General features: G+C 68.8%; 13 protein-coding genes and 1 tRNA gene. 8 read left to right on the top strand and 6 right to left on the bottom strand.

Annotated features, from left to right (window positions below):
* Positions 1-14: 14 nt before the first annotated feature.
* Together GAA2_RS12385 and GAA2_RS12380 are read right to left on the bottom strand one after the other, a co-directional pair.
* Positions 15-965, bottom strand: coding sequence for an LLM class F420-dependent oxidoreductase (locus GAA2_RS12385; protein ID WP_191834377.1), 951 nt, complete (start codon positions 963-965; stop codon positions 15-17).
* A gap of 65 nt (positions 966-1,030) precedes the next feature.
* Complete coding sequence (locus tag GAA2_RS12380) at positions 1,031-2,062, bottom strand: nucleoside hydrolase (protein WP_096273990.1); 1,032 nt, start codon at positions 2,060-2,062, stop codon at positions 1,031-1,033.
* Positions 2,063-2,175: 113 nt separating this feature from the next.
* Between GAA2_RS12380 and GAA2_RS12375 the strand changes: the two genes are divergently transcribed.
* On the top strand, positions 2,176-3,420 hold the full coding sequence (locus GAA2_RS12375) for a M23 family metallopeptidase (protein WP_191834376.1): 1,245 nt from the start codon (positions 2,176-2,178) through the stop codon (positions 3,418-3,420).
* Positions 3,421-3,501: 81 nt separating this feature from the next.
* Complete coding sequence (locus GAA2_RS12370) at positions 3,502-4,431, top strand: mechanosensitive ion channel family protein (RefSeq protein WP_024498088.1); 930 nt, start codon at positions 3,502-3,504, stop codon at positions 4,429-4,431.
* A gap of 73 nt (positions 4,432-4,504) precedes the next feature.
* Here the strand turns inward: GAA2_RS12370 and GAA2_RS12365 are convergent.
* Positions 4,505-4,593, bottom strand: a tRNA-Leu gene (locus GAA2_RS12365).
* A gap of 107 nt (positions 4,594-4,700) precedes the next feature.
* Here GAA2_RS12365 and GAA2_RS12360 point away from each other — a divergent pair.
* Both GAA2_RS12360 and GAA2_RS12355 read left to right on the top strand, forming a co-directional pair.
* Positions 4,701-6,035: a M20/M25/M40 family metallo-hydrolase gene (locus tag GAA2_RS12360; RefSeq protein ID WP_024498087.1), complete on the top strand. Its 1,335-nt coding sequence runs from the start codon at positions 4,701-4,703 to the stop codon at positions 6,033-6,035.
* 61 nt (positions 6,036-6,096) lie between these two features.
* Positions 6,097-6,642, top strand: coding sequence for a YbhB/YbcL family Raf kinase inhibitor-like protein (locus GAA2_RS12355; protein ID WP_024498086.1), 546 nt, complete (start codon positions 6,097-6,099; stop codon positions 6,640-6,642).
* Positions 6,643-6,727: 85 nt separating this feature from the next.
* Here GAA2_RS12355 and GAA2_RS12350 read toward each other — a convergent pair whose 3' ends face one another.
* From GAA2_RS12350 to GAA2_RS12340, 3 genes are read right to left on the bottom strand one after another with little or no spacing between them, the layout of a single operon-like run.
* The gene (locus GAA2_RS12350) at positions 6,728-7,864 is read right to left on the bottom strand and encodes a quinone-dependent dihydroorotate dehydrogenase (RefSeq protein ID WP_191834375.1); all 1,137 of its coding nucleotides are present in this window, start codon (positions 7,862-7,864) and stop codon (positions 6,728-6,730) included.
* Complete coding sequence (locus tag GAA2_RS12345) at positions 7,858-8,181, bottom strand: DUF5703 family protein (RefSeq protein ID WP_006437976.1); 324 nt, start codon at positions 8,179-8,181, stop codon at positions 7,858-7,860. Before GAA2_RS12345 ends, GAA2_RS12350 begins: the two co-directional genes overlap by 7 nt.
* Before the next feature lie 3 nt (positions 8,182-8,184).
* Complete coding sequence (locus tag GAA2_RS12340; protein WP_410471345.1) at positions 8,185-9,303, bottom strand: hypothetical protein; 1,119 nt, start codon at positions 9,301-9,303, stop codon at positions 8,185-8,187.
* Positions 9,304-9,403: 100 nt separating this feature from the next.
* On the opposite strand from GAA2_RS12340, the gene GAA2_RS12335 reads away from it, so the two are divergent.
* The 4 genes from GAA2_RS12335 to GAA2_RS12320 all read left to right on the top strand — a co-directional run bounded on the left by GAA2_RS12335 (position 9,404) and on the right by GAA2_RS12320 (position 12,700).
* A complete protein-coding gene (locus GAA2_RS12335; RefSeq protein WP_096273998.1) occupies positions 9,404-10,246 on the top strand; it encodes an undecaprenyl-diphosphate phosphatase in 843 nt (280 codons plus the stop codon).
* Positions 10,247-10,314: 68 nt separating this feature from the next.
* Entirely contained in the window at positions 10,315-11,052 is a 738-nt protein-coding gene (locus GAA2_RS12330; RefSeq protein ID WP_024498082.1) for an MSMEG_4193 family putative phosphomutase, read from the top strand.
* Positions 11,053-11,077: 25 nt separating this feature from the next.
* Positions 11,078-11,788, top strand: coding sequence for a DUF3090 domain-containing protein (locus tag GAA2_RS12325; protein WP_006437972.1), 711 nt, complete (start codon positions 11,078-11,080; stop codon positions 11,786-11,788).
* 33 nt (positions 11,789-11,821) lie between these two features.
* Entirely contained in the window at positions 11,822-12,700 is an 879-nt protein-coding gene (locus GAA2_RS12320) for an SCO1664 family protein (RefSeq protein WP_024498080.1), read from the top strand.
* The last annotated feature ends 49 nt before the right edge of the window (positions 12,701-12,749 follow it).

Genomic DNA, 12,749 nt, shown 5'->3' with positions numbered 1-12,749 from the left:
CGCGCCGACCCGGCTCAACCGATCAGCGGCGCGAGCGTCTCACCCAGCAGGGAAACCCGTCCCGGCACATGGCCGTTGGCGGCTGCATTGACCGTGAAACCGTCGACGCCGGCGGCGAGGATGTCGGCGTAGCGGGCACCGACCTCGTCCGGATCACCGATGATCGTCATCCCGCGACGCGCCTCGGCCGCCGGCGTGCGGCGCACATAGGCCTCGTAGTCGGCGACCGCCTCCTCATGGGTGGGTGCCATGCAGGTGTAGGTCTGCACGGTCACCGTGATCTCCGCCCGGTCGCGTCCGAGGCGCTCGCAGTGTTCGGCGAGGGCCTCGAGCTTGCGGGGTATGTGGGACGGCGGGCACAGCAGATTCGATTCGTCGGCGTACTGCGCGACCATTCGCAGCGTCTTGCGTTCACCGCCACCGCCGATCATCACCGGGATCGTCGACAGCGGCGCGGGGACGTTGAGCGCGTCGGCGACGCGATACCGCTCACCGTCGAGGCTGGGCCGCTCGCCGGCGAGCATGCCGCGGATGATCTGCAGGGCCTCCTCGAGCTTCTCGAACCGGTCGCTGAAGGTACCGAACTCGAAGCCGAGTGAATCATGTTCGAGCTCATACCATCCCGCGCCGATCCCGAGTTGCGCCCGACCGCCGGAGACCACGTCGAGTGCGGTCACGGTCTTCGCCAGCAACGCGGGGTTGCGGTAGGTGTTACCGGTGACCAGCGATGACAGGCGGACCGTCGAGGTGTGCTGGGCCAGGGCCGACAGCAACGTGTAGCACTCGATCATCGGATCGTCGGGTTCACCGAGCATGGGCAACTGATAGAAGTGGTCCATCACGAAGACGGTGTCGAAACCGGAGTCCTCGGCCTCCCGCGCCTGCGCGACGACGGTGGGGAAGAGCCGTTCGGCGGGAACGTCCGGGTAGGTGAAGTTGGCGATCTGATAACCGAGTCGAGTCACCGGTCAACCGTAGGTGCCGATGGGCCGTCGCGCTCGCTTCTCTGACACCTCAGACGGCGGGGGTCTCAGATCCGGACCAGTGCGCGAGCGTAGGTCCCGATCGTCTCGATGAGATCGTCGAACACGGAGTCGAGGTCGGTGGCCGTGGCGATGCGGGCGTTGGGTCCCAGCGGCGACATCCAGCGTTCGTCGGCGACCGTCATCCCGCGCGTCAGGGTTCCGGTGAGCTCGACGCCCACGCGCGCCGGAATGGTGGTTACGAGGTCGGGGTTCAGCGCCACCATCGCCGCGAACGGGTCATGGAGATGGGCGATGTAGCCCTCGTCGTGGTCGTGATGGAACTCGAAGTAGAAGCGCAGGGCATCGGTGAGGTGCCGGATGATCTCGTTGTCGGCAACCGAACGCAGACCCCGTTCGTCGCCGGGGTCCGGGCATTCGAGCGGTGTGCTCCCCGACGCGGCGGCCAGGCGCACCACGTGGTCCGGGGTCATCACGACCTGCTCGGTGAGATCCAGCGCGCACACGATGGGCTCCGGTGCGCCTGCCGTACCGAACGCCGCGAAGACCTCCGCGGCGGCCTCCGGGTCGACGGCGACATTCCACTCCGAGGTCGGCGTCGTGTTGCCGTGGGTGTGGAACGCGCCGCCCATGATCACCAGCCGGCGCATGCGGGAGGGCAGTGCCGGATCTCGGCGGACCGCGGTCGCCAGCGAGGTCAGCGGCCCGGTCACCAGCCCGACGAGTTCGCCGTCGTGAGCTCGCGACGCCTCGATCCAGGCGTCCGCGGCGTCGACGTGGCTCGCCGTGATGGTCGGGGTGGGCAGTTCGGCATGGCCGACGCCCAGTGGACCGTGGGTGTCCTCGGTCGTCATCAGGTCGGCGACGAGGGGAGTGGCCGACCCGACGTGGACGGGAATCTCTGCACGGCCGCAGAGTTCGAGCCAGGACAGGTTGTTCGTCGTGACCACGTCCACGGGGACGTTGCCGGCCGTCGAGGCGATCCCGAGGAGGTCGACATCGGCGCGGGCCAGCAGATAGAGCAGTGCCACCGAATCATCGATACCGGTGTCGCAGTCGAAGAACAGGCGCTGGGTCACGTCACAATTGTGCCCGGTCTGCGGTGACCCCACCCGCGCCGCCCCGGCGTTCCCTAGTATCCCTGCCGATGCCGGACGGACCGCCGTCGGCGCGACGGCCGCAGAGGAACGCGATGCACCCACAACGACTCTCATCGACAGTTCTCGGCCTGTGTGCCGCGCTCGTCCTGGCCGGCTGCGGCGGTGCCGACGATTCCCGTGATGGTACGGAAGTACCGGTTCCCGCCGAACCCGTCGTCACCCCGGTGGTGGGGTCGGTGATGTTCGCGCCCACGCCGTTCGCCGGATCGGACGGTTCCAACCATCTCGTCTACGAGGTGTCGCTGACGAACTACCTGCGCACCCCGGTCACGATCACCGGGGTCGAGGTGTTCGACGCCGACACCGAAGGCAGCCCTGCACTGATCGGCCTCGACCAGGCCGGTGTCGCGGGACGGCTCAAGCCCACCGGGGCGCCTTCGGTCCAGCCGAGACCAGGTGCGCCCGACGGGTATTCCGAGGTGCTCGCACCGGGGCAGAACGGCGTGTTGTTCCTCCACCTGCGATTCGCGGGTGGCGCACCGAAGAAGCTGATCCACGAGATCTCGGTCCGCGCCGACGAGGCGCCACCCGAGATGCGCGAGACCACCGAGAGGATCGCGGCGGTCGACGTGAACGACGGCGTGGTCCCGGTCCTGGGTCCGCCGCTCGCCGGTGAGCACTACATCGCCGCCGACGCCTGCTGCGACGCGGTCCGGCACACCCGGGCCCTGTTGCCACTCGATGGCACGCCCGTCCTCGCGCAGCGCTACGCCGTCGACTGGGAGCAGGCCGGACCCGACGGGAAGATCTTCGTCGGCGACGCCAGGGATCCGGCCGGCTACCGGATCTTCGGCGACGACGCGCTCGCCGTCGCCGACGGGACGGTCGTCGCCAGCCGCAACGACTTGCCGGAGCAGGTGCCGGGTGAGTACCCGGCGAATCTGCCGATCGCCGATGCCGACGGCAACAACCTCGTCCTCGACATCGGCGACGGCTTCTACGTGAACTACGCCCACATGCAACCCGGCTCGGTGCGATTCAAGCCGGGGGACCGTGTGCGTCGGGGTGAGGTCATCGGCAAGGTGGGCAACAGCGGCAACTCGGTCGCGCCGCACCTGCACGTCCACGTGATGAACGGTCCGTCGTTCCTGGTGTCGCAAGGCGTGCCGAGTGTGACCGATCTCTTCACCATCACCGGCCGGGTGGCCGACACCGCGGCCTTCGACGCCTCGGAGGGGACCGGCGTCCCCCTGGTCCTGGCACCCGATGTGGCCGTCGCCACACAGGAGGACCGGATGATCCTCGATCAGAACATCGTCACGTTCCGCGCAGGCTGACAACGGTTTTCGGGTCCGACGACGCCGGCCTGCGAACGATCACGACTGGACAACGATCTCATCGTCCGTACGGTCGGGGTCATGACCATTCAGAACCTGGCCTTCGAATGGACCGACACGAATCGTGAATGGCTGATCGAGAATCCGATCCGCATCGCGGCCTACATCCTGCTCGCGCTGGTCGTGCGCTACGCCATCCATCGCGTCATCGACCGGGCAACCCGGCCCCGCTCCCGGGACGGCGGGAGAACGCGGGGCGCGTCTCTCATCCGTGGTTTCCGGTCCAAGACGCCGACGACCGAACGCAGCGCCCAGATCGCCGCCCGGCGCGCCCAGCGGGCCGCGACCATCGGCTCGGTGCTGAAGTCCACCGTGTCGATCGTGCTGCTCGTCTGGGTGGTGCTGTCGGTGCTGAGCGTCCTCGGGGTGAACATCGCACCGTTCATCGCCTCGGCCGGCATCGTGGGTCTCGCGATCGGCTTCGGCGCCCAGAACCTGGTCCGCGACTTCGTCTCCGGGGTGTTCATGCTCCTCGAGGACCAGTACGGGGTCGGTGACATCGTCGACCTCGGCGAGGCGATCGGCGAGGTGGAGACCGTGGGTCTGCGCGTCACCACGCTCCGCGACATCGACGGCACCCTCTGGTATGTCCGCAACGGCGAGATCGCCCGCGTCGGCAACATGAGCCAGGAGTTCGCGGTGGCACGCGTCGACGTGCCGGTCGCGCCGGGCGCCGACATCGACAAGGCGCAGCGGGTGGCCGCCGAGGCGGCGCGGCTCGCCGTCGAACAGGACGACACCGACATCCTCGGCGCGATCGAGATGCTCGGCGTGCAGGAGGTCTCCTCCGAGAAGGTCGTCCTGCGCCTGACGGTCAAGACCATGCCGAACGGCCAGTGGGCGGTCCAGCGGCGGCTGCGTCGCGTCATCCTGCAGGCCTTCGTGGAGAACTCGATCGACCTGCCGTACTCGCGCGCCTGGGCGGGGTTCATGGAGCCCGTCGGGAGCTGACCCTGCCGCGTCCGCGCGGTAGCGCCTCCAACGAGAAGAACCCCGGCCGGAGCCGGGGTTCTTCTGTGATCTGTGGTGTCCGAGGGGGGACTTGAACCCCCACGTCCGTTAATAGGACACTAGCACCTCAAGCTAGCGCGTCTGCCATTCCGCCACTCGGACTTGCTCTGCTGCGTTGCTCCGGCGGTGATTTCTCCCCGCCGTCTCTCGGCAGCGGGATAACACTAACCGAGGTTGCCCGTGTATCCCAAATCCCGTAGGAGTGAGGGGTGTCTTTCCAGTCTGCGACCACTGAAGTAGTCGATCTCGTCAGCCGTTTGATCCGGTTCGACACCTCCAACACGGGGGAGCCGGAGACCACGAAAGGCGAGGAAGAGTGCGCCAAGTGGGTGGCGCAGCAACTCGAGGAAGTGGGATACACCACACAGTATGTCGAGTCGGGCCGCCCGGGACGCGGCAACGTCTTCGCGCGCCTCGCGGGACCGCCCGACTCCGACCGCGGCGCCCTCCTGATCCACGCCCATCTCGACGTGGTGCCGGCCGAGCCGGCCGACTGGAGTGTCCACCCGTTCTCCGGCACGGTGAAGGACGGCTACATCTGGGGACGCGGTGCGGTCGACATGAAGGACATGGCCGGGATGGCGCTCGCGCTGGCCCGCCAGTTCAAACGCGACGGCACCGTCCCGCCGCGGGAGATCGTGTTCGCCTTCCTCGCCGACGAGGAGGCCGGCGGGACGTGGGGCGCCCACTGGCTGGTCGAGAACCGGCCGGATCTCTTCGAGGGGATCACCGAGGCGGTGGGTGAGGTCGGCGGTTTCTCGCTGACCGTCGATCGACCCGACGGCACCCAGAAACGCCTGTATCTCGTCGAGACGGCCGAGAAGGGTCTGGGCTGGATGCGTCTCACCGCGGAGGCGCGGGCGGGTCACGGCTCGTTCCTGCACGCCGACAACGCGGTCACCGAGGTGGCCGAAGCCGTGGCGCGGATCGGCCGGCACACCTTCCCGCTCGTCATGACGGAGTCGGTGAGCCAGTTCCTCGCCGAGGTCAGCGCCGAGACCGGACTGGACTTCAGCCCCGACGCGCCCGACCTGGAGACATCGCTGTTCAAGCTCGGCAATCTCGCCCGCATCATCGGCGCCACGCTGCGCGACACCGCCAACCCGACGATGCTGAAAGCCGGCTACAAGGCCAACGTCATCCCGCAGAAGGCCGAAGCCGTCATCGACTGCCGCGTACTGCCGGGGCGTCAGGCGGCCTTCGAGAAGGAGATCGACGAACTCATCGGGCCGAACGTCACCCGGGAATGGATCACGCACCTCGATTCATACGAGACGACGTTCGACGGCGACCTCGTCGACGCCATGAACAACGCCATTCTCGCTCACGACGAGCAGGGAAAGACGGTGCCCTACATGCTCTCCGGCGGCACCGACGCCAAGGCGTTCGCCAAGTTGGGCATCCGCTGCTTCGGGTTCGCGCCGCTGCAGCTGCCGCCCGAGCTCGACTTCGCGGCGTTGTTCCACGGCGTCGACGAGCGGGTGCCGGTCGACGCGGTTCTGTTCGGCACCAAGGTCTTCGAACACTTCCTGCTCCACAGCTGAGCCCTCACATAGAGTGGTGGGCAGATCGATCCGATGCGCGAAACGTCAGAAAGGTGAACACATGTCGTCCTTCGACCCGTACTCCCCGCTACCGAGTCTGCCGGGTTTCACGCTCACCTCGGAGAGCCTCACCGACGGCTCGCCGCTGGCCAGCGGTCAGGTCAGCGGAATCATGGGCGCGGGTGGAGATGACCTGTCACCGCAGCTGACCTGGTCCGGATTCCCCGCGGAGACGAAGTCTTTCGCCGTCACCGTCTACGACCCCGACGCGCCGACCGCGTCGGGGTTCTGGCACTGGGCCGTCGCCGACATCCCCGCGTCCGTCACGAGCCTGCCCGAGGGGGCCGGTGACGACGAGGGATCGGGTCTGCCCGATGGCGCCGTGACGCTCACCAACGACGCCTCGCTGCGCCGCTACATCGGTGCCGCCCCGCCGCCCGGACACGGACCGCATCGCTACTTCGTCGCCGTGCACGCGGTCGACACCGAGTCGCTGAACCTGCCCGAGGGAGCCACCCCGGCCTACCTCGGCTTCAACCTCTTCTCGCACGCGATCGCCCGCGCAGTCCTCGTGGGCACCTACGAACAGCCCGGCGAGAACGTCTGAGACGCAACGACAACCAGGCGTCCTGATCGCTCGTCGAGCGGTCGGGACGCCTTCTTTGCGACGTCGTCGGCGTCGGAGCGTCCGATCAGGGCTGCGCGGTCGCGGCGCTGCCCACCGCATCGGCGACCGACGCGAAACCGCCCGCCCGCACACGCTCGGCGAGACCGGCGTGCAATTCGTACAGCCACAGCGGTCCGCCGTAGATGAACCCGGTGTAGACCTGCAGCAGATCGGCGCCGGCACAGATGCGTTCCCACGCCTGATCGACGGTCTCGATGCCGCCGACACTCACGATCGCGATCTTCCCGCCGACGCGGTTGTAGAGCCGTTTCAGGACGGACAGCGACCGGTCGGCCACCGGTGCTCCAGACAGACCACCCGCGCCGATCTCGCGCACGTCGGCGTCCGGGGTGCGCAGACCCTCGCGGCCGATGGTGGTGTTGGTGGCGACGATGCCGGCGAGACCGAGCTCGACGGCGAGGTCGGCGACCGCGTCGATGTCGTCGTCGACGAGGTCGGGAGCGATCTTCACCAGGACCGGGACGTGGACCTCGGACTGGACTGCGGCGAGGATCGGCCGCAACGAGTCGACGGCCTGGAGATCGCGTAGCCCGGGAGTGTTGGGAGAACTCACGTTGACGACGACGAAGTCGGCGAGGGGGCCGAGCAGGCTCGCCGAGAGACGGTAGTCGTCGATGGCCTCGTCGAGCGGGACCACCTTGGTCTTGCCGATGTTCGCGCCGATCGGCACCGACACCGGGCCGCGCCGGACCTCGGTGAGGTGTTCGGCGGCGACGTGCGCCCCCGGATTGTTGAAGCCCATCCGGTTGATGAGGGCCCGGTCGGCGGGTAGCCGGAACAGGCGCGGCTGCGGGTTGCCGGGCTGTCCCCGGCCGGTGATGGTGCCGATCTCGGCGAAGCCGAAACCGATCTGACCCCAGGTGTTGACGGCACCCGCGGTCTTGTCGAAACCGGCCGCCAGCCCGATGGGCGCCGGGAAGTCGACGCCGAACACACGGCTTCGCAGGACCGGGTCGTGGTGGGCGAGCAGCTTGGCCACCGGGACGGAGAGCAGCGAGAACCGGCCCACCGCACGCAGCAGCACGAAGACGATGTGATGAATGCGTTCCGGCGGCAGCAGGAACATCGCCTTGAGCAGCAGGGGATAGCACCACCGGTTGAGTGCGATCAGCACCCTGGTGGCGGTTCGTGCGGTCAGCATGCCTGGGCGCTCCGGGGATCGTGGTCGGTGGAACGGTCCTCGTCGAGTTCGCGGGCGCCGCGCGGCGGACGCCGGCGCTTGAGCAGGACCTTGCGCGTGCCGTCGGAGTAGAGGCGGACCCGGGACAGCTCCCAGCCGCCGAACTCGGCCTGGAGTGCCAGCCGCATCGACGCGGTCACCCGGGTGACGTCCGGCGGCAACTTCAGCAGGATGCACTCGACGTCCTCGGACGTGACCTCCCAGCCGGTGGGGTAGCGCGACCCCAGGCGGGCGGATGTCCGTGCGTGCCGGGTGTGGGGTCGTCGATCAGCAGTCACAGGTCACCGGCCCGGCTCGACCGCCGCGACACCGAGAGGAGTGCCGGGCGGGGGTACGACCTGGAGTCGGCCGTCGCGTGCCGACAGGACGTAGACGGTGCCGGCATCGTCGACGGTGAGGGCGTCGGGCTGGACGACAGACGCGAACCGCTGCTTCTCGGTCGGCTCGCCGTCGGCCAGGTCATACGCCACCACCTCGTTGTTCGCGGTTGTCGACACCCAGAGCAGGTTGCGGGTGTCGTCGTAGTCTACGGCGTACGGGCCATCGGCCACCGGATAGCGGAACCGCATGACCAGCGGTGAACCGTAGAAGCCGAGGATCTCGCCGTCGCGGGTGTTGGCGACCAGGATGCGTCCGAAACGGTCGACCGTCGAGGTCGTGGCGCCGTTGCCGGCCCGCAACGCGGGCCCGGGTTCGCCGGATTCGGGGTCGATCGGGGTCACCGACGACTGCGCGCGGTCCAGGACGACGATCTGGCCGTCGAGGCCCTCGGCCGCGGCCGGAGCCGCGGTGAGTGAATCCACCCGGACGAACTCGCGCAGATCGTGCCTCATGCGGAGTTGCCCGTTTTCGAAGTCGCCGTCGTAGATCAGCACCCGGCCGTCGGCGGTGCCGACCACGATCTCGCCGGACGCGGCGCGCACGACCGCGGTCGGGGAGTCGGTGTCGAGTCCGGCGGTGCGCGCGGCGCCCTGCGCGTCGACGACGACCAGCGCACCCGGCCCCACCCCGAGATAGCCGCCATCGGTGTCCGGGGCGAGCGCGGTCAGGCCGGGTACCTCGACCGATGTGGGTGGCGCGGTCATCCTCGCGGCGTCGAAGCGGAGCAGTTGCCTGCCGTCCGGCGAGACGACGGCGACCGTGCGGCCGGACGAGGCGAGCGCTCGGGAACCGGCGGGTACGGGGACGGTGAGTCCGGCAGGTTGGGAGGTCGCGGGCGCCTCGGCCGCGGTCGCCGGGGTGACGGTCGGGACGTCCGGGATGCCGGAGTCGTCGGACCCGCACGCCGTGATCATCGCCACACCCACGGCGAGCGTCGCCGCTACGGCGACCGGACGCCGCAACCGTGCGAGACCGCTCGGGGGCTGGTGACGGGGGCGCGGTCGTCGAGACGAGTACATGAACCCATCTTGCGTGACCCGCCGCGTCCGGGTCTCAGGCGGGTCGGCGCGTGTCGCCGAGCGCGGTCGGCGGGCGGGCCTCCGCGTAGCATCGGGCGCCGTGACCGACACCATGACCTGGACCCAGTCGATCGTCCTCGGGACGTTGCAGGGCCTCACCGAGTTCCTGCCGATCTCGTCGTCCGGGCACCTCCGTATCGCCTCGGAACTCATGTTCGGCGAGGACGCCGGGGCGTCGTTCACCGCGGTCACCCAGCTCGGTACCGAGGCAGCCGTGCTGCTGTTCTTCGCCCGCGACATCTTCCGCATCATCGGGGCGTGGTTCCGCGGCCTGTTCCACGCGGAGGAGCGCAACCTCGACTACCGCATCGGCTGGTATGTGATCCTCGCGACCATCCCCATCGGGCTCATCGGTTACCTCGCCAAGGACCAGATCCGCACCACCGGCCGCAACCTGTGGCTCGTCGCGATCATGCTGATCGTCTTCGCGGGTGTGTTCTGGCTGGCCGAGCGATACGGGACGAAGCAGCGTCCGCTCGAGAAGCTGACGCTGCGCGACGGGCTGGTCATGGGCGGCGCACAGTGCCTCGCGCTGGTCCCCGGCGTCTCCCGGTCGGGTGCGACGGCGAGCGCCGGGCTGTTCCTCGGGCTCGAACGCGAGGCCGCGTTCCGGTTCTCGTTCCTGCTGGCCATCCCGGCGGTGACCGCGTCGGGCCTGTTCAGCCTGCCGGACGCGTTCAACCCGAGCGGTGAGGGCATGGAGGCGACCGGGCCGCAGCTGCTGGTGGCGACGATCGTCGCGTTCATCGTGGGTTATGCGGCCATCGCCTGGCTGCTGAAGTTCGTCAGCGGGCACTCGATGAACTGGTTCGGCGCCTACCGCGTGATCTTGGGCGTCACGCTCATCGTCCTGCTGTCCACCGGCACGATCGCCGCGACCTGACGTCTGAGGCGTCCTCGCCGCGTCCTCGCCGCGTGCGGGCCGCAGGCGCGCATGCCTATGGTTGTGGGATGACCGTGATCCTTCTCCGGCACGGCCGTTCGACGGCGAACACCTCGGGTGTGCTCGCGGGTCGTAGCCCCGGAGTCCACCTCGACGACCGGGGCCGCGAACAGGCCGACGCACTCGTGAGCCGTTTGGGCGAGCACCTCGGCGCGATCAGGGCTGTGGTCCGTTCACCGCTCGATCGCTGCGCGGAGACCGTCGCACCGCTGCTCGCCGCCCTCGGCACCAACGGGGAGCGTCCTCCGGAGGTCGTCGTCGACGACCTCGCCGAGGTCGACTACGGCGGCTGGACCGGACGCCCCATCTCCGAGCTGCTCTCCGAGCCGCTCTGGAAGGTCGTGCAGCAGCAGCCGTCGGCCGCGGTCTTCCCTGACGGGGAGGGCCTCGCCGACGTCCAGGCCCGTGCGGTACGTGCCATCCGCGAACTCGACCGCGTCTACGGCGGCTCCGACGGGGCCGGTGTCTGGATCGCCTGCTCGCACGGTGACGTCATCAAGTCGATCATCGCCGACGCGATGGGCAGTCATCTCGACGCGTTCCAGCGCATCGTCGTCGAACCCGCGTCGATCAGCGTCGTCCGTTACTCCTCGTCGAGGCCGTACGTGCACACGGTCAACAACACGCAGAAGCTCTCGGTACCGACACCGCGTCCGGCCACCGGTGACGACCAGCAGGCGTCCGATGACGCCGTCGTGGGCGGGGACACCGGTGCCGCTGCGACGATCCCGGCGACATCGGGATAATGAACACAACAATGAAGGAGGTGTGATGTCCCGAGCGATACACGTGTTCCGCAGCCCGGACCGGTTCGTCGCCGGCACGATCGGACAACCCGGCGACCGCACGTTCTACCTCCAGGCCGTCCACGAGACACGCATCATCAGCGTGATGCTCGAAAAGCAGCAGGTCCAGATCCTCGCGGACCGGATCGGCGCACTGCTCGACGAGATCCACCGCCGCTTCGGCACCCCGATCCCGCCGGCGACCGATCGGGTCGGCGACCTGAGCCCGCTGGTCATGCCCGTCGACGCCGAGTTCCGCGTCGGCACCATGGGGCTGGGCTGGGACGCCGAATCCGAGGCCGTCGTCGTGGAGTTGCTGGCCATCACCGAGGGGGAGTTCGACGAGAGCGTCGTGCTCGACGACACCGACGAGGGACCCGACGCGGTGCGCGTGTTCCTCACCACTGCCGCGGCACGCGAATTCGCGGCACGGTCGTCGAAGGTCATCTCCGCCGGCCGCCAGCCGTGCCCGCTCTGCAGCGAGCCGCTCGACCCCGACGGCCACCTGTGCGTGCGCACCAACGGCTACAAGCGTGACGCGCAGTTGAGCAAGTCGATCGACTTCATCGATCCCGAGGTGTTCAACAGCCTTGCCGCGCAAACCGATCCGAGCTTCCTCGTCGACGAGGACGACGACGATCCGGACGACCCCGACGACGAAGACCCGGGCACACCCGGACCCTCTTCCCAGGCGTGAGCGAGTCCCGACGGTGAGACAGGGGCGCGGCCGTTGACACCGGAAGCCGCGAGTCCGCACCAGCCGGAGTCCTCGGACCCCGTTCCGGCTGAGGTGTCACCGCTCGAGATCCTCCGCGACGGGGAGCTGACGATCCTCGGGCGGATCCCGTCGGCCAGCAACGCCACCCTGGTGTGCGACGCCGTGCTCGAGGAACAGTCGATGCGCTGCGTGTACAAGCCGATCCGTGGCGAGGTCCCGCTGTGGGACTTCCCCGACGGCACCCTGGCCGGACGCGAGGTCGCGTCGTATCTGATCTCGGAGGCCCTCGGGTGGGGTGCGATCCCGACGACGATCCACCGTGACGGACCAGTCGGTCCGGGCATGGTGCAGCGCTGGATCGAGACGCCGGACAACTCCGAGCACCCGCCCGTCGAGGCGCAGCCGCGGATCGATCTGGTCGATCTGTGCCCGGTCGACCGGGTGCCGACCGGATTCTTCGCCGTCCTGCAGGCCTACGACCCGTATGGCGAACCCGTCGTGCTCGTCCACGCCGACGACCCGCGTCTCCAGCGACTCGCAGTGCTCGACGTCGTGCTGAACAACGCCGACCGCAAGGGCGGCCACGTGCTCGAGGGCCTCGACGGCGGTGTCTACGGCATCGATCACGGCATCTGCCTGCACACCGAGGACAAGCTCCGGACCGTTCTGTGGGGCTGGGCGGGGGAGAAGGTGCCCGGACATCTGGTCGCCGACGTGGCCGAGCTCGCAGAGCACCTGGAGACCGACGCCTCGGCCTTGCGCCGCGATCTGCTGCGCCACATCACCGCTGACGAGGTCGACGCGCTCACGGTGCGGGCGATCGTTCTCGCCGAGAGCGAGACCATGCCGCTGCCGCCGGGCCATCGGCCCATTCCGTGGCCCCCGTTCTGATCGACACCGCGGGATCGACGATCCCATCGGCTCCGGGTGATCACGATCG

The organism is Gordonia ajococcus (assembly GCF_012974285.1).
GTDB lineage: Bacteria > Actinomycetota > Actinomycetes > Mycobacteriales > Mycobacteriaceae > Gordonia > Gordonia amicalis.
This window is presented reverse-complemented; position numbering and strand designations above follow the sequence as displayed.